This window comes from Xanthomonas floridensis, from assembly GCF_001642575.1.
Lineage (GTDB): Bacteria > Pseudomonadota > Gammaproteobacteria > Xanthomonadales > Xanthomonadaceae > Xanthomonas > Xanthomonas floridensis.
On the sequence record NZ_LXNG01000020.1, the window covers coordinates 1 to 17,099 of the forward strand.

Annotated in this window: 15 protein-coding genes; 6 read left to right on the top strand and 9 right to left on the bottom strand. The window is 64.8% G+C overall.

Going from position 1 to position 17,099, the window contains the following annotated elements:
* Positions 1–499: 499 nt before the first annotated feature.
* Positions 500–838, top strand: a complete 339-nt coding sequence (locus A7D17_RS12360; protein ID WP_181142448.1) for a hypothetical protein — start codon at positions 500–502, stop codon at positions 836–838.
* A gap of 110 nt (positions 839–948) precedes the next feature.
* Here the strand turns inward: A7D17_RS12360 and A7D17_RS12365 are convergent, their stop codons facing one another.
* Positions 949–1,791 carry a hypothetical protein gene (locus tag A7D17_RS12365; protein ID WP_239692177.1) on the bottom strand — a complete coding sequence of 281 codons (843 nt, stop codon included), beginning with the start codon at positions 1,789–1,791 and terminating at the stop codon, positions 949–951.
* A 21-nt stretch (positions 1,792–1,812) separates the two neighbouring features.
* Positions 1,813–3,921, bottom strand: coding sequence for an ankyrin repeat domain-containing protein (locus tag A7D17_RS12370; protein ID WP_064509366.1), 2,109 nt, complete (start codon positions 3,919–3,921; stop codon positions 1,813–1,815).
* 329 nt (positions 3,922–4,250) lie between these two features.
* Between A7D17_RS12370 and A7D17_RS12375 the strand changes: the two genes are divergently transcribed.
* Positions 4,251–5,171, top strand: coding sequence for a hypothetical protein (locus tag A7D17_RS12375; protein WP_239692178.1), 921 nt, complete (start codon positions 4,251–4,253; stop codon positions 5,169–5,171).
* Positions 5,172–5,344: 173 nt separating this feature from the next.
* On the opposite strand, the gene A7D17_RS22865 is transcribed toward A7D17_RS12375, so the two are convergent.
* Positions 5,345–6,841: a hypothetical protein gene (locus A7D17_RS22865; RefSeq protein WP_082861938.1), complete on the bottom strand. Its 1,497-nt coding sequence runs from the start codon at positions 6,839–6,841 to the stop codon at positions 5,345–5,347.
* A gap of 277 nt (positions 6,842–7,118) precedes the next feature.
* Between A7D17_RS22865 and A7D17_RS12385 the strand changes: the two genes are divergently transcribed.
* Together A7D17_RS12385 and A7D17_RS25250 are read left to right on the top strand one after the other, a co-directional pair.
* The gene (locus A7D17_RS12385; RefSeq protein WP_239692180.1) at positions 7,119–7,664 is read left to right on the top strand and encodes a hypothetical protein; all 546 of its coding nucleotides are present in this window, start codon (positions 7,119–7,121) and stop codon (positions 7,662–7,664) included.
* A gap of 87 nt (positions 7,665–7,751) precedes the next feature.
* Entirely contained in the window at positions 7,752–8,099 is a 348-nt protein-coding gene (locus A7D17_RS25250) for an excalibur calcium-binding domain-containing protein (protein WP_095522604.1), read from the top strand.
* A gap of 103 nt (positions 8,100–8,202) precedes the next feature.
* Here A7D17_RS25250 and A7D17_RS12395 read toward each other — a convergent pair whose 3' ends face one another.
* Positions 8,203–9,789 carry an SDR family NAD(P)-dependent oxidoreductase gene (locus tag A7D17_RS12395; RefSeq protein ID WP_064509368.1) on the bottom strand — a complete coding sequence of 529 codons (1,587 nt, stop codon included), beginning with the start codon at positions 9,787–9,789 and terminating at the stop codon, positions 8,203–8,205.
* A gap of 457 nt (positions 9,790–10,246) precedes the next feature.
* Between A7D17_RS12395 and A7D17_RS12400 the strand changes: the two genes are divergently transcribed.
* Together A7D17_RS12400 and A7D17_RS12405 are read left to right on the top strand one after the other, a co-directional pair.
* Complete coding sequence (locus A7D17_RS12400) at positions 10,247–11,233, top strand: glutathione S-transferase family protein (protein ID WP_064509369.1); 987 nt, start codon at positions 10,247–10,249, stop codon at positions 11,231–11,233.
* 127 nt (positions 11,234–11,360) lie between these two features.
* Positions 11,361–11,756: a VOC family protein gene (locus tag A7D17_RS12405; protein WP_064509370.1), complete on the top strand. Its 396-nt coding sequence runs from the start codon at positions 11,361–11,363 to the stop codon at positions 11,754–11,756.
* A 97-nt stretch (positions 11,757–11,853) separates the two neighbouring features.
* On the opposite strand, the gene A7D17_RS12410 is transcribed toward A7D17_RS12405, so the two are convergent.
* The 5 genes from A7D17_RS12410 to A7D17_RS12430 form a co-directional block, all read right to left on the bottom strand.
* Positions 11,854–12,315: a membrane protein gene (locus A7D17_RS12410; protein ID WP_029218863.1), complete on the bottom strand. Its 462-nt coding sequence runs from the start codon at positions 12,313–12,315 to the stop codon at positions 11,854–11,856.
* Between the two features lie 401 nt (positions 12,316–12,716).
* Positions 12,717–13,631 carry a CPBP family intramembrane glutamic endopeptidase gene (locus A7D17_RS12415; protein WP_064509371.1) on the bottom strand — a complete coding sequence of 305 codons (915 nt, stop codon included), beginning with the start codon at positions 13,629–13,631 and terminating at the stop codon, positions 12,717–12,719.
* Between the two features lie 34 nt (positions 13,632–13,665).
* Positions 13,666–14,151, bottom strand: coding sequence for a MarR family transcriptional regulator (locus tag A7D17_RS12420; protein ID WP_082861941.1), 486 nt, complete (start codon positions 14,149–14,151; stop codon positions 13,666–13,668).
* Between the two features lie 553 nt (positions 14,152–14,704).
* On the bottom strand, positions 14,705–15,592 hold the full coding sequence (locus A7D17_RS12425) for an alpha/beta hydrolase (protein WP_239692181.1): 888 nt from the start codon (positions 15,590–15,592) through the stop codon (positions 14,705–14,707).
* A gap of 217 nt (positions 15,593–15,809) precedes the next feature.
* Positions 15,810–17,066 (bottom strand): VWA domain-containing protein, encoded by a 1,257-nt coding sequence (locus A7D17_RS12430; protein WP_064509374.1) that lies wholly within the window; start codon positions 17,064–17,066, stop codon positions 15,810–15,812.
* Between the last annotated feature and the right edge of the window lie 33 nt (positions 17,067–17,099).

Sequence of the window (17,099 nt, forward strand, 5' to 3'; positions counted from 1 at the left end):
ACCTCGCGCCGTGTCTGCTTGCGCTTGCCGTTGTACTCCGCGTCGCCAAAGCTCAGCTGCATCGAGATCGTCCGCTCGGTTCGTTGATCCATTGTGGCAGTATCAGATGGAGTTGTTCAGACCTTCCTTAGCCTCTGGAAAAGTCGAGAGGAGTTCTATCTCGTCTATCATGTCGTCGCCCCTGAGGGGGAGTTGGAGAAGGGATTGCGAAGAGTCGTCAAGGTGGATGATCCGCCCTCGGAGATCTGCAATCAGATCGGTGACTACTCAAATTTGATGTAGTTGCCCGATCAGGATGTCAACGACTTGCTTAGTTGCCTGGGTCCGGAATTTATCAGGAGGGAAAGTCGCTACTCCTGCCAAGATGCGCGTGCATTGCGCTTCTGGTTAAACATCGCTCTACCGCAGGAAGGGGCCGCTCCGTATGTCATTCGCTATCTTCCGTTCTTACGTTTCGACATCGGCTGCAGTGGTTGTTGCCACCTTTGCAGGATGCGCCATGACCGAGCCGCCGATCTCAAAAAAACAGTTCTCCGAACATGTTGTGGCGCTGCTGGCCGGCAAGGACTCGGCTGTGGTTGAAGCCGGCAAGCTGACAACTTTTGCTTGGAAGCGGCTTTGCTTCGAGCGTGAGGACAGCCTGTTGCTGAAGTTCGACCGCAACGGAGAGACATCCGTGCTGCCGTTGCCCTATGAAGAGTTCTTCGTGGATGAGGCACATGTGAGCAATTCCCTTGAGGGCAGCTGTGTCACGCCATCCGATCGCATCCTGATCAAGAAGAAGTCTCCGGGCTATCAAGGGCCCATCGCGTTTCAAAAGGCAGCGCAGGTGGGCTGAGCCGTGGTCGACTTTGCGAATCTGCGCAAGCCAGGCATGAGGTTCTGCAGGTGTATGCTGGTATCGCGACGAGCTGAGCCTCACGCCACGTGTGACCGGTTGAAAATGCTCTAGTTCCTTTGATTGGCCAGCCCTTTCCTGCATAACGCAAGATTGGCTCGCGCTGCGCGTACGATCGCCAGATAGCGATCCGCAAGGACCGGTGGCCAGTTCTCCATCACTGCGTCGTCGTCTGCCGCCGCGTCTTCGGCGTAGGCATTCAAGGTTTCCAGACACTGCGCATATAGCGCGTTCTTGTATTGAGTGATTGCCAGGTCATTGCGGAGATCTCCCTCCTCTCCCCATTCCAGTGTTGGCGCGCACTGCGCCAGTACCGGGGACAGGGTGGTCAATGCCGTCCTGTAGTCCTTGCGGTCGTAGTGCTGCTGAAAAGCCGCGCGCGTGCGGGCAAGGGCGTTGCGGCTGCAACCATCCTTGGCCCGCAGGTAGGGTGCTTCGAAACTGCTGTTGTAGCCGCACAAGGACTTGCACTCGACCGGCGTGGTGGTGGTCACGTCGATACCTTCGGCGGTGTTCGCGAATTGCACTTGGCAATCCGTGGGGCCCGTCTCGCTTGTGGCAATGCCTTGTCTTCCATCAATCACGCCTTCCAGGAAGCACATGGCTTGGCTAGTGGTGCTTTCCAACGAAAATCGTAGCGATTGCTTGTGCCTGGTCAGTAGTAGATGCCCCCATCCCTTTTCGGTGATGTATTCGCCGGGCACCAGGGCGACGCTTGCTGTGGGGTCGTCCAAGGTTGGTGCGAATTCGGGCGCGCCGGCAGGCGGCTGCGCGGGGCTCAGCGTGGTGGCAAGTGCCGTAGATGCCAGGCAGGCCAGCGTCAGAAGGGGGATCTTGTTTTTCCTATCCATGCGTTTGCTGTGGTGTCCTGGAGGTGATGGAGCGATGGACATCAGCATCACCCTTGATGCACATCACCGCAATGCCGCCCGCACCGTCTGCAGCGAGGTGGCAAACAGGTCGACGGCGCGCTTGCCATCGTTGTCCTTGATGGTTTTGTCGGCACCCCGGGCCAGGACGAGCGCGTAGTTGGGCACGCTCTCATCGTTGCTTTCATGTTCGGCGGCGTAGTGCAGCAGGGTGCGGCCCCTGGCGTCGCGCGCGTTGATGTCGATCCCCAGGCTCAGCAGAAAATCGAGAAAGGCCACTTCCTTCGGGAACGTGTGGCGCGGGAGCCAGTGACGGGCGGTGAGGTTATGCAGCAGGGTTTGCTGGCCCGGTTGCAGGGCCAGCGGGTCCAGCCCCTTGCTCATGATCAGGCGCACCAGGTCCGGCTGGAAGCAATAGGCCAGCGACGAACGGCCATCGGCGTCGGTGCGGGTGGCGTCCGCGCCCAGTTCCAGCAGCGCGGTGATGGGGCTGTCGTCATCGAGCGTGTGGGAGAGCAGCGCCGACTGCAGCGGTGTGTAGTGCTGCGAGTCGTCGGTGTTCTGTGCGATGGCCTGCGCGTTGATGTCGGCGCCGCCGGCGACCAGCACGCGCACCTTTTCGCCGGTGCTGGCGGTGTGCAGCGGCGTGGTGCCGTGGATGTCGCGTGCGTTGGGATCGGCGCCGTGTGCCAGCAGCACGCGTGCGGTGGCCACGCCGCCCCAGCCGAGCATGGTGGTGCCGTTGTCCCAGCGTGCGTCCGGGTCGGCGCCGGCGTCCAGCAGCGCTTCCAGCATGTCCAGATAGTCCTGCAGGCTGAGGTGGTTGCGCAGCTTGCTGTCGACGTCTTTCACCGCCTCCTCGCTGGCCTGCTGCAGGGCGCGCTTGGCGGCGCGATAGCGCGCGCGGGTCTGTGCGTCCTTGGCTTGGGCGATCATGCCATCCAGTGAGTCGAGGCTGCCGATGCTGATGCTGTCGATCAGGTGCTGGCGGTAGTGCGCGCGCGTCATTGCGGCGATCGGCCCGCGGGTGACTACCAGGTCGTGCAGCGGCCAGTACCGCTGATTGGCCCAGCCGTTGACGCGTGCGCCGTGCGCGATGAGCCAGCGCACGGTGGCTAGCGTGCCGTGTTTGACCGCGGTATTGAGCGGCAGCAGCCGTGTATTGAGCGTTGCGCCGGCCTTGAGCAGGCGCTCGATCATCGCCGTGTTGTTGTGCCGGGTGGCGTAATTGATGGAGGTGGAAAACTCCTGGTCTGAAGCGGTGTGTTCCATCAGCCAGTCGCTGTCCGGCGTGCAGTCTGGGACGGCGCCTGCCAGCAATGCGGCAGCGATGCCGGTCAGCGAATTGGCGCGTGCGGCGTCCAGCAATGCGCGATCGGCAGCGCTGCGCTCCACGATCGGCAGCGGCGGCGTATCGGGGTCGGGTTGCGCCGGGTCGCGTTGCAGCCAGGCCAGCCACGCCGTTGAGCCCTGGTTGCCGGTATCCAGGTAGAAGGTGTCGTCTTTCTGGCCGTTGCCGAAGCGCATCCACGAGGCCCATTCGGTGCCGGCCATGCCTAGCGCCGACATCTGGGTGATGAAGCTGAAGAAGTCCGGCGCCAGCGCCAGGCCGTGCAGCATCTCCAGTTCGTGCGAGAAATAGCGTACCGGTTGCCTGGCCGGATCCGCATGCGTGGTGTCGATGGTCAGCCAGTCGCCGTTGATGAGGGTGTAGAAAGCGAACTGGTGTTCCCACAGTGCAGGACTGTTGGGTGCCTCGGACAGATCGCGCGTGGCCAGCTCCTGCTTCCAGTCCAGGAAGACGGGCAGGGCCATCGTATCGATGTGCGTCAGGCTCCACACCGTGTCGCGATTGCAGCTCATCGACGGCAGGTCTTGCTGTTCCATCGCGCGCAGATGCGAGGGCACGTACCAGCCGAAGCTCACCTCCGCCGACAGCTCGCGCAGGACGCGACGCAGTTGGGCGGGGATCGGCAGGCGGTGACGGCGTTCGAGCGATAGCAGCTGGCGTTCTGTCGCAGGCGGGGCGATCCGTAGCGGCGTCACCTGCCAACGGCGCTTGCGGGCGATGGCTTCCATCCAGCGCCATTTCGCTTGCCAGTGCGTCCAGCGCGTCTGCAGGGTGGTGTCCTGCGTGGTGCAGGCGCCGAGCACGCCCGCTGTGGCCAGGGCGACGAGGCTGGCTTCGAGAAACTGACGACGGGTGACCTCGCTCAGGTGCGGTTCCTCGCAGAAGGCGAAAAAGACAGCTGCGTTCGGAGCAAAGGATAACCCGCGAGGTGATCGGTGCCCCTTAGCAGGCAACGCATACGCGACACACCAGGGCGCGACCGCGGAATGCCTGCAGCGCAGACCTTGCGCTCTGTTGCCCGGGCTCGATAATCGGCACGACACCGTGTGGCGGCTGCGATACGTGCTGCCTGCAGCCAGATGTGGCTGAACTGCATCGGTGCGGGAGCAGCGTCAATCCACGGAGGATGCAGATGCAATCGACATCGCAGATGGAAGACAGGTTCACCCCGGCCACGCGGCTGTATGTCCTGCTGGCGCGGGACGCACGCACCGGGGTGATCTTCCGGCGTGGGCCCAGCAAGCAGGTGCAGCTGATCCGCTGGGACTTGCGCACGGACACGTTTGCGCACGGGCAGTGGTTCAAGGGCCGCATCTACGAACGGCGTTGCGATCTGTCGCCGTCGGGGCGGCTGTTGGTGTATTTCGCGGCCAAGCACAAGGGCGATTTCGGAACCTGGACCGCACTGTCGCGCCCACCGTTCTTCACCGCGCTGGCGCTCTGGCCCAAGGGGGATGCGTGGGGCGGCGGTGGTGCGTTTGAGGACGAGCAGACGCTGCTGTTGAATCATCGCCCGCAGGCAGGCCGGGAGCCGTTTCCGCTGCCGACCGGCTTCGGTCTGAAGCACGGGATGACGGTGCGGCCGTTCGGGCAATGGTCCGGCGGTGGCGAAGACGAGCCGATCGACAGCATGCTGCGGCAGCGCGCTGGCTGGCGAACGCTCGACGGCGGTGAGGGCGAACGCGGCGGTTTGCGAAGCGGCGCGCTCTACGGCTTCACGCGCCCACGCGTGTGGGAGAAAGACGGCAGTGGCGGGCGTCGGCTGCAATCGCTGTTGCATGCCGTGGGGCGCCAGAACGATGCGTGGTATGCGATGGATCATCGCGTGCTGGATCGCGACGGCGCCGTGCTGGTGGAGTTGCCCGGTACCGACTGGGCCGATTGGGATGGCGGCGACCTGGTGTTCGCGCAAGGCGGCTGCCTGTATCGATTGTGCAAAAGCGATTTCCGGCGCTGTCCCGAGCAGGGCGAGCAGGCGGCTCGGCTGCTGCATGACTTCAGCAAGGCGCGGTTTGCGCCGGTGGCACCCACAGCGGAGGCGCTACGCTATTGAGGGGCTGTGCGCGATGCCTGTGCGCTGCCGGCATTGCAAGCGGACAAGGCCTTGGAATGCGGCACCGCGTTGCCTGCGCGGCGCCGCGGCTTGCGGCAGCAAGATGTTGAACTGCACGGCCTCGGTACACGGCACCGCTGCGCCAGCCGCGTATCGACGGCGTGGTGCGGCAATCAGGCGCCATCGTTTGCGCGCAGGTGATCGAGCAGCAGTGGGTGCAGTAGCGGTGGCATGGGCGCAGTGCCTGCCCCGTGCTCCCACTGCTGCAGAAATGGCGCCAGCCATTGGCGATGCCAGACAGTTGGACGGGCGCGTGCGGCCAGCCGCTGGCGCAACTGTTCGACATGTGCGTTGGCACGTGTCTGTTCGCCGCACTCCAGGTGGAAGAACACGAATACCAGCAGCACGCTGTCCGGGCTGGCGAATATCACCTCGGGCGGCACCACGCCGTTGTCGTCGCCGTGTTCCAGCAGCTGCAGCCAGGTGTCGGCGGAGCGTTGGAACCAGGGGCCGGCCAGCTGATCGGTCATGCGCCTGAAGAAGTGCACATCCAGTGCGGGCAGTGCCGTCGCCAGACGAGCCAGGGCAGCGCTCAGCACGGCATCGCTATGGGCTGGATTCAGTGCCCAGCCGCCGTAGTCGCCCACGTCCGCGCTGTCCAGGACCTGCTTGCCCAGGAAGGTGGCCGCATCGGCCACGCAATGCAGGTCATGCAGCTGCGTGGTCGCGGCGCGCTGCTGCCAGGCCAGCAGGCGGGCATGCTGCAGCCCCGCCTGGACCATCAGCTCGCCCAGGGTCGGGTCATAGCTGGCCCACAGACACTGACGGCTGCCATCGTGGTCGCGGATCCATTGCCAACGATGGCTCGCTTCAACCGCGACATCAGACCAGCCGGCAGCGCGCAGCGATGTGCCCAGGTGTTGCTCCACCAGTTGCGGGAGCAGCTCGCGCAGACGCACCTGCCGACGTCGGGCCTTGTCACGCGCAGTGCGTAACGCCGCAGGCGTGCGCTTGGGCTGCAGGAAAAACCGCAGACCCATCTCGCGCTCGATCTCACCGGAGGTGCCGCTGTCGGCCAGCTGCGGCACGGCCAGGTCCTCGGGCGCGCCACGGCGAGGGGTGAGCCCGCGGAGTGCGGCCAGCGCACGGATGGCGCGCAGGGTGTCGGAAGCGAGCAGGCCGTCCAGGGTGGGGGCGATACCGTCGGCAGCGTTGAAGGTCTCGTCCAGCCAGCCGTTGACCAACAGGCCGTAGCAGTCGGTGAACAACGCGCTGTCATCGGCCTGGTGGGCGAGGTTCAGAACGTCGCCGAACACTTCTGCCAGCGGTAGCGTGTGGCCGGTGTCTGGTCGGCAGTAGACCACGCGTGCCTGGTCTTGCCATTGCAGATAGACCTCGCCCTGTGCGTCCTCCAGCCAACCGGGCGCTTCGGCGGCCAGGGCCTGCGCGCGCAGGGGCGCATCGTCGATGTCCTCGGCGGCTGCACGCACCAGCACGCCATGGCGCAGTAGCTCGGTGTGCACGCGGAACCAGGTCAGGCCGGTGTCGTAGCGCGCCTGCAGCCCCAGCAAGCCACACATGAGCGCTGCCGTGTGCGTGCGACTCAAGCTGCCGCGATCGACCAGCTGGATGCAGCGCTCGATGAACTCCTCGATGGCGTGTTGTGACATCCGTGCCTCCTGTGCGTCAGTGGTCAACGTGCGGGCATCATCATGCCAGTGGTCCGGGCAACCGCGTGAGCGGGAACGATCGCGGGCGGGAGCCGTGCCGCCCGGCGCGGATGCGCTGCCTGTTCGTGCGCTGCTGCGCATTTTTCAGCTCAAGTCATCGTCTGTGATCAAGAACCGGCACATCGCGCCGCTATCGCAAGCTCAATGGAATCGTCGGATAGTGGAGAGTGCGTTGAACGTATTGCGTGGATTGCTGATCTTGTCTCTGGCGTCTGCGATGCCTGCCATGGCCGCAGAGCCTGCGTCCTCATCCACCGAAGGTGCCGGCGCGCGCATCCGGATGTTTGGTCAGAATGGCGTTGGCATCGTGCTGTACAAGGATGCGGTGTGCACGGCCAAGTATGGCGAGAAGGTGCGCGCATCCGGCTCGCTGAAGAGCGCTTTCGGGTCGTTGATGGGCTCGGTGAAGAATGAGCCGATCGGCATCCCGGAGACGGACAATGTGCGTCGTCTGGGCGACCGGAAGATGATCGGCTCCAAGCCGTTCTACAAGGAATACGCGATCGAGCCGGGTAAGCCGGTCGTTGTGGAGGCTGGTGCGAGTTCGCCGGCACATTGGAATCAGGCGCCTGGATACCACGTTGGCTGGAGCTGCGGCGCACTGCTTGCATCCACGTTTGTCCCGGAGCCGGGCGCAGATTACGAAGTGGCCCTGAACCTGGATTTTCGTAGCTCGGTGTGCACGTTGGCGGTCAACCGTGTGGATGCCAATGGTCGGGTCAGCCCGGTGGATGTGGCGCCGGTTGCCAAAGACTGCAAGTGACTGCAGCCCATCGTCGCAGCAGAAACAGGACAGGTGCAGCGCAGGCGCTGCACGATTGGCAGTGGCGATTCCCGGATGCTTGATTCGATGCCATTACGCCTGTCATTGCTGGCCGCGTGTATCAGCGCCATTGCCTGGGTAACCCCTGCAGCTGTCGCGCATCCGGGTGGATTGAACAAGCAGGGCTGCCACAACGACCGCAAGCACGGTGGCTACCACTGTCACCGCGCCGCCAGTGGCGAAGGCAAACCGGCGGCCGCTGCAGAGCCGGTTGATCCGTCCGCGTGGATGCCATCGGCGGGGACGGTCTTCCGCAATTGCGCACAAGCGCGTGCAGCGGGTGCTGCACCGGTGCGGCGCGGCGATCCAGGATACGGCCCGCATCTGGATCGCGATCATGATGGCGTGGGATGCGAGCCGTCGCGTCGGCGCTGATTCACGACGCCATCCCGCCAGCGCTTCACTGCCACGTATAGCGCATCCGCGCTGCCAGCATGGGCCACGCATCTGTCCTGGATGCGTGGCCCGGTATTGCCACTCACCAATCCGTCGGCGCGTAATCCTTCAGGAACTGCCCCCACACGTGCTCGCCGGTGTTGAAGCCGTGGATGATCGGGTCGACGATGCGGGCGGCGCCGTCGACGATGTCCAGCGGCGGGTGAAAACGCTCCTGCTGCACCTTGAGTGCGGCGATGTCGGCCGGATCTTCGTCGGTGACCCAACCGGTGTCGACGCTGTTCATGTGGATGCCGTCGTTTTGATAATCGGCCGCCGAGGTGCGCGTCATCATGTTCAGCGCGGCCTTGGCCATGTTGGTATGCGGGTGACGGGTGGTCTTGAAGTTGCGGTAGAACTGGCCTTCCATCGCCGAGACATTGACGATGTGCTTGTCGCGCTCGGGCGTGCGCAGCATCAGCGGCTTGAGGCGTGCGTTGATGATGAACGGCGCGATGGCGTTGACCAGCTGCGTTTCCAGCAACTCGACCGACGGCACTTCGGCCATCAGCAGGCGCCAGGAATTACGACCGCGCAAGTCGACCTGCTGCAGATCCTGATCGAGACGGCCTTCGGGGAACAGGTGCTCCTGCCCGACCAGCTCGTCGTCCAGCAGCGCGACCTGCGACAGCTCGGCGGCGCGGGTGAGGCCATCGGCATCGGCAAGGCCGCGCCCGTGCACGGCCGGCAGTGCGGTGGCCGAGGCGTCGCGCAATAGCTCGGGCGTGCGCAGGCCTTCGTAATGGCCAACGAGCTTTTGGACGGTTTCCGGCAGTGCATCCAGCGCGGCGGTTTCGTTGGCCATCATGTGCGCGTAGAACTGCGGCGGGCGGCGCACGGTCTGGCAGGCGTTGTTGATGATGAAATCCAGCCGCTCGCGCGTGGCCAGCAACTGGCTGCAGAACGCTTCCACGCTGGGTGTGTGGCGCAGATCCAGGCCGAAGACCTGCAGGCGATGGCCCCACTGCGCAAAATCCGGCTCTTGCGCGTAGCGCGCAGCCGAATCGCGTGGGAAGCGCGTGGTGACGATCAGCTCGGCACCGGCGCGCAACAACTTCAAGCCGGCCTGGTAGCCGATCTTGACCCGCCCACCGGTCAGCAACGCCACGCGACCGTGCAGGTCGGCGGTTTCGGTGCGCTTGAAGAAATTCAGCTCGGCGCAGGCCGGGCACATCTGGTCGTAGAAGTGATGCAGCTGGGTGAACTTCTGCTTGCACACGTAGCAATGCCGCAGCTCGGGCGAATGCAGCGGCTCCAGCGTTGCGGACGCGTTCTCGCCGTTATGCGCGTCGTGCAGGCCGGCGGCATGCGGCGGGAAGAAGTTGGGCGTGCTGAACACCGGTTTGCGCCGCAGGGCACGGATACCGCGCTGCTCGAGCAATGCCTCGGCCTTGCGCACCTTTTCCTGATGCCGCTCGCGCTCGCGCTGCTTGAGCAACTGCCGCCGTGCCTTGGGCTCGGGGTGATAGACCTTGGCCACCACCTGGTGCAGGCGCACGCGGTCGGCCTCGGGCAGGGTGTCGAGCACGCTGCGGTCGGCCTCGATGGCCTCCAGCAGGTCCAGCGCGGCGCGCAGGCGGTCGGTAAGCGGCAGGTCGTCGGCGGGCAAGGGCGGGGCGTTGGTGTTCAAGGCAGATCCGGGAAAAAGCGGTACGGGCCGTGGCGGCGGCGGGCAGCCGCGAAAGCGCGAAGGCAACAGGTGAGGACGGCAGTGCTGCCGGCTGGCGGCCAGCGATCGGGCAGCCGCGGGGACATTTTCGCCGATTCTAGGGTGGCGGCGCCAATCGGCCGGCCGGACAGCACACCCGGCAGCCCGACAGGCGACAGGTTGCACTCCGGGGCAGTTCGCCAGGATCCGACTACCTAGGCCTGCAAGAAGGCGCAGGCCTGCTCCATGGTGCCGTCCGGCACATCGGTGATTGCCAGATGGCACGCGTATGGGGACAGGCCGCGCGCAGCCTGTCCCGGCGCATGGAGTGCCTGGTGGCGACTGCGAACGCATCTGCGTCCAACAGCGTGGCGACTCACATGCTCTCCAGGTCTGCTGGGCTACCGTGGGCACCTGTTGATGTGCGGAAGGAGGCACCATGGGCCTGCTGGTCGAAGGCAAGTGGCAAGACCGTTGGTATGACACCGACAAGAGCGATGGGCGCTTCGAGCGCTCGCAATCGCAGTTTCGTCACTGGGTGACGCGCGACGGCGCTGCGGGCCCGCACGGAGAGGGCGGATTCCTGGCGGCGGCAGGGCGCTACCACCTGTATGTCTCGCTGGCCTGCCCGTGGGCGCATCGCACCCTGATCTTTCGCCGCCTGAAAGGGCTGGAGTCGTTGATCGACGTGTCGGTGGTGAACTGGTTGATGGGCGAGCACGGCTGGACGTTCGAGCCGGGCCCGGGTGTCGTGCAAGACCCGGTCAATCACGCGCGCCGTCTGTACGAGGTGTACCTCAAGGCCGATCCGCAGTATTCCGGGCGGGTCACGGTGCCAGTGCTCTGGGACCGCGAGCGCGAGACGGTGGTGAGCAACGAGTCCGCCGATATCATCCGCATGTTCAACAGCGCGTTCGACGCCGTGGGCGCGCGCGCAGGCGACTATTATCCGGAGCGGTTGCGTACGCAGATCGATGCGATCAATGCGCGCGTCTACGACACCGTCAACAATGGCGTGTACAAGGCGGGATTTGCCACCACCCAACAGGCCTACGAAGATGCGGTCACGCCGCTGTTCGCGTCGCTGGACTGGCTTGAGGCACGCCTGAGCCAGCAACGCTATCTGTGCGGCGACACCTTGACCGAGGCCGATTGGCGGCTGTTTACCACGCTGGTGCGATTCGATGCGGTGTACGTGGGACACTTCAAGTGCAATCTGCGCCGGATCGCCGATTACCCGCAGTTATCGGGATTGTTGCGCGAGCTCTACCAGATGCCGGGGATTGCGGAGACCGTCAATTTCCAGCACATCAAGGGGCATTACTACCAGAGCCACGCCACGATCAACCCCACCGGTATCGTGCCGATGGGTCCGGTGCTCGATCTCACCGCGCCGCATGGGCGTGGCGATCTGCAGGGAGGCTGATCCCTGGCACGGCGGCGCGGCAAGTGCTGGTCAGCGGCGGTCCAGACGATGCAGCTGCCCAGCTGCATCTGGGCGGACGCATGGCAGATTGACTAAGCTGTCGGGCTCAGACAGACAAGAACACGCAATGCTGAATCATGTGATGGTGGGTACCAACGATATCGCCCGCTCCAGGCAGTTCTACGACGCGGTGCTTGGCGGCGTCTTCGGCGCGCCTGCGCCGATTGTCGACACTGCACAGTCCGGGCATCTGCGCCTGTTCTACCGGCACGCAGGCAGCACGTTCTGCGTCAGCCAGCCGATCGACGACGCCCCCGCTGCGAGCGGCAACGGCACCACGGTGGGCTTCGGCTGCGCATCGCCGCAGCAGGTACAGGCATTCCATGATGCGGCGGTGGCCGCGGGCGGCACGTCCATCGAAGATCCGCCGGGGCTGCGCGACAGCCGCATGGGGCCGACATGGTTGGCCTATGTGCGCGATCCGGATGGCAACAAGTTGTGCGCCATCCATCGCGAGGCCTGAAATGCCTGCCCGGCAGCGACCGCGCGGTGCAGCACGTGGCCGGATGCTGCGCCACGTGTCTGCCGCCTGGCGACAAACACGTGCGACAGCGAAGCGGTCATTCCTCGGCGGCACTGCGCACGATCAACGCTGCCGCGCCGACTGAAATGGCGTCTTCCACTGCGCCGGTGCTGGTCTGGCCATAGCGTTCAATGGCGCGCATGCGCAGGTTGAAGGTGAGGTAGGCGGCACCGACCGCAGCGGTGGCGCCCAGCACGGCAGCCAGGCCGCGCTGGTGGCGGGGCGCAAGGGCGGCGCCGGCAATCATGCCGGTGGCCACGCGCGCGATCATGCCCGGCAACACGATGCGGTCGGGCGCAGTCTTCATCTTGTCGCCGGCGATTTCGCCGCTGGCCAATGCGAGCATGCCGGCCGATGCCAGCGGATTGGCGAGCAGGCGGGGGGCGCCGTTGTCGCGTGGGAGCTTGCCGCTGCGCGCGGCGTTGGTCACCGCAGCAAGCGGGGTCATCGAGCGCATGCCGGCGACCGCGCCCATCAGGATGGAATGAATCAAAGCCATAAGCACCTCTGCGCGTACCGCGCGACCGCAGGCGGGATGCGCTGCGTGTCGGCACGATGATCGATGCCGCAGCCTAGGAGCTGGCATGTGTGGGCCTTGGCAAGATGTGGTGGAAGCCGCGTGCCGAGGCCGCAGCGCCTGGCGCTGATGACGCGCCACCAGGGTGCCTGGCAGCGCGTCGCATGGCGGAAGTACTCCGCTGCAATTGTCGAGACCGCCATGCCTCAGGGTTGAGGCGACAACGACAACGACAACGACAACCACAACCACAACCACAACCCAGTTCGGGGCCAGCTACGCAACGAAGATTGGGACGATCCCCAATTCCCAATCCCCGATCCCCGATCCCTGATTCCCAATTCCCAATTCCCAATTCCCGATTCCCGATTCCCGATTCCCGATCAGCGCACTGCGAACCTGCCAGAACGCCATGCCTTCCAGACGACCGCCAGGCCCAGTGCAAGGCAGACCAATGCCGCAGGCAGCGACGCCTCGGGACCGAACACACCGCCGGTCAGTACATCGGCCATGGCCGTATTCGGCGTGCTGCGGGCGATCGCCTGGTCCGGCGCGATGCCCGAGACGGCTGCACCGAACAGATAGCCCTGGGTGAAGTTCCAGGCGATATGCGCCCCGATCGATACCCACACGTGGCCGGTGAGCGCGTAGAACGCACCCAGCATGACGCCGGCTTCCAGGGCAATGCAGATCGCGGCGACGACGGTGGCATTCGGGTTGCCCAGATGGCTGAGCCCGAACACCGCAGAGGACACCGCAAAGGCGGTCCAGGGGCCGAATGCGCGCCAAAGCAGGCGCAGGATCGCCGCGCGCATCATCAGTTCTTCCACGACGCCGGCCTGCAATGCCTTGCGCAGTGGCGTCCATGCCGATGCCGGGCCGATTGGCTGGATATCGTAAAGACCGAACAGCGCCATGATGCCCATGACGGCGGAAAACATCGCCGCACCGGCCAGCAGGCCGATCCCCAGCTGCGGCAGCATGGGGCGCAGTGCGATCTCCGAGGGCTTGCGCTGTTCGGCCAGGCGAACGGCCAGCGCATAGATGCCTAGCGCCAGCAGCGCGCCCACCACGCTGACAGCGAATTGCACAGGCGCGTTGCTTTTCGGCCAGAAGCTGCCAAGAAACCGGGTCACCACGCCGGTGGGAATGGCAACCAGAAAGAACAACGCGACGGCCCAGGCGGATGCGCGCAGCCAGCGCAGGCGGCCGGGACGCAGGATGCCGTGCTCGCCCAGCACAATGGCCTGGGGCGCATGCGTGGCAGGTGCGGCGATGCGGGGTGCTGATTGCGTCATTGCATGCATGTGCGATTCCTTGTGGAGACAGCGGTCATGGCGCGGAGGTGCCGGGGGCTACAGCAGTGGCTGCGGTGATGCGGGTTGCGAACGAGCGCCGGTGCAATGCGTCGATCGCCTCGACCAGGACGGCCGACAGCGGCACCGACAGTTCGGCATCGAGGTGTGCCGCCGCCGCATTGGTGGCCGCCCATTGCTGCTCCAGGGCCGGAACCAGGCGCCGGGTCCTGGCGGTGAGTACGACGATGCGTTCGCGCGCATCGGCACCGGGTTTGAGTACGACCAGGCGTTGTTTGGCCATCTGCGCGACGGTCTGGCTGGCGGCGGAGTGGGTGATGCCGATCTCCTGCGCCAGCACCTTGATCGACGCAGGGCCCAGCCGCATCAGCACGCGCAACACTGGCGTGTAACGCGGCCGCCAGGCAAGCCCCGAGGCCGCATAGACCGCTTCGAGATCGCCGTCCAACAGCTCGATCAAGTGCCGGACCAGGGTGCCCAGCGTAGGAGTGGGGGTGCTCATGGCACAAATATATAAGCGCTGTTGTATCTGTCCCATGTGCCGGAAGTCGGGGGCGGGGGCAGATGGCGGCCGGCGCGGGAGCAATTATTCGGTGACCTAAAGCAGTGACGACCACCGCCTGCGCAGCTGCGACTGGAATGGCAGCGCCGGTCGCCCGGTGTTGTCCGGTTCGCGCGGATAGAGGTTCGTGGCAGCGGGGCTTGGGCGGACAGAGGTGGACCGCCCCCAATCGGGTGACGGAAAGCGATGTGGAGTGAGCAGGCGCCAGTTGGCTTCGAGAGTCAATGCGTTCACGCATTCCACAAGCTGGCGATGCGCTCATCGCACTGCCGCTGCGCCGATCCAGACAACTGTTACTCGGCATACCGCCTGCTGCGAAGCTGGAACGACGACGGCAGGCGCGGCAGGCCGCAAATACCGGCCACTGCTGCAGGTCACCCCCAGCCACCGCAGCTGGCTGCGGTGTCCTGAGTTTGTTCAATGCTGCGCAAAGGACGCTTTATGCCATCAGGGGCGGCGCGGAGCGATCAGCTGCCGCGCTTCAATCGCCGGCTCAACGGCCCTCGCGGTGCGCGGATGCGATCCCCAGCACTGCCTTCAGTCCGTGCGTCGTGCCGCGCGGCGCAACGCTGAGGTGATCTTCATCGTTGAGCACCTCCATCGACAGTCGCAGCGACGGGTAATGGCGTTCACGCAGGCGCTGCACCATCGCCTGTGCATCGGTCACCATGTCGTAGTGCTGGTCAAAGCGCCGCTGCTCATATTCGCCCACATACAGATACACCTGCGCGGCAAGATCGCGATGCGTGGTGGCATATGCCGCTTCCTGCGCGGCCATCGCATGCTCGCCATACCAGTACGATGGGCTGCCCAGGATGTACCCGGCAAACATGTCCGGGCTGCTGAGCAGGATCTGGGTGCCGAGCAGGCCGCCATACGAATGGCCAAGGAACAGGCGGCGTTGCTCGTCTGTCCGGAAGCGCCGCGCGATGAAGGGCAGCGCTTGATCGCGTAGGTAGGCGATATAGGCCGCACTCTTGCCGTGCGTTGCCACCGGAGCCGCATTGGCGCCATCTTCCGGAGTGGGGGTGTAGTCGCGACGCCGGCTCGGCATCGGCTCGTCGCCTACGGCATAGGACAGGCCGACCAGGATGAAGTCTTCGATGGCCGGGCCTTCGCCGTTCAAGCGGCGCGCGATCTGCTTCACCAACGGGAAGGCGTAGTCGGCGTCGGTGACATACAACACCGGATAGCGGCGTTGCGGGTGGTCGGCGTAACCGCGTGGCAGGGCAACGAACACCTGATACCCACGGCCGGAAACCGGGTCAGGCACGTCCCACACCTGTGTGTCGTGCATTTCATAGGGCATGCCATTGCCGCGTTGCGCACCGGATGTCGCCGTGGGCGTGTCGGCGGCCGACGTCTTCGCCGCCGGCTGCATGGATGCGCTGGCCTGCGGTGCATCGGGTGCGCGGACGCAGCTGGCGCACAGCACTGCCATGCCCGTGACGATGCAGAATCGCCACCACCAGCATCTGCCTGCACTCATGCGGTCATGCCCGGTGCAGACGTGGTTATCCACCTGCATCGCCTGCCTCCACTGTGCTGGAGTATGTGGACCGCCACCCGCACAGCACCAAGGCACGTGCCTGCCGCACTCACACAATGCCCTTGGCCTTGGCGTCCTTGAGCCATTGCGGGAACTCTTCCATCAGCAGGTCGTAGAGCCTCTCCTCGGGCACCTGATCCAGGCGATCGAGGGCAAAGAAATTGCAGTTGTCGACGACCCGCCCGCCCATATCGTCCAGCTTCTCCAGGATGCCGTATCCGCGGCCGCCCAGTCCGACAAACTGCCAGAAGATCGGCAGGTGTGCCGCTTCGATCATCAGCTTGGTGATCTCGCGATCCTGATGCACGCCACCGTCGCTGATAAAAAGGATATAGACCGGTGTCCGGTCGCCGCTTTTCTTGTAGTAGTCGATGACCATGCGTATGGCCTTGGGTTCGTCGTTGATCCGCATGCCCACCGGCCACTTCTTCCAGCCACCGGCATCGCGTTCGACAAAGCCGGAGAAGTTTTGCAGAGACACCGCAGACAACTGCGTCGGCGAGGCGCCAAATGCCCAGCAATCCAGCGCGCCATCGTCGTCGAAGTGCACGGCAAGCGGAATCAGCCGATTGATCACTTCCTGGACATGACCGCGGCTGTACTGCGAATTCATCGATCCGGAAGCATCCAGCACCAGCCCGACACGTGCCTTGACGTGCAGCAGCTGCGCCTTCTCCAGGCTGACCTGGGCCTTCTTGGCGAGGTTCACCAATTGTGGCGCGGCACTGGCCACACGTTTTTCCAGCGAGACCTTCGTATCTGCCGCGGCAGCAGGTGGCGCTGGAGGCGGCGATGGGGCGTCGGTGACTTCACCGCCGAAGTGGACCACCAGGGCATCCAGGCCGGCGTTGAAGCCCTGCAGGTTGGCGACGATGCGCCACTCGCCCTTGCTGCGGTAGATGTCGGCCACCATGATGGCCTTTTCGGCAGCGAAGCTCGCGCCGGAGAATGCGCAACGCGCCACCTCGGTGCCACCGGTGGCGAGTGCGAAATAGCTGTCCTGGATGTCGCGCATTGCGCCGGCGCCATCGATGGACGCAGTGAACACCAGGCGCTCGATGGTTGCCGGCAGGCTCGCCAGGTTCAGCGTGAAGGTGTCGGCCGGCCCTTGCCGCACGCTTGCGCACGGGCTGCCTGGCTGGTTGAAGAACACCATGTAGCGGTCGTCCGACAGCTTGCCGGCGGCATCGACACCAAAGCACACATAGTCGATGGTGCGCTGCGTGCTGATCTTGATGGACAGCGTGAACTCACGCTCCTGGATCAGGCTGGACAGCGGGACGCGTTGGCCTTGTGACAGTTGCATCTCCACTCCTTTGAGGACGGTCGGTGCGTGAGC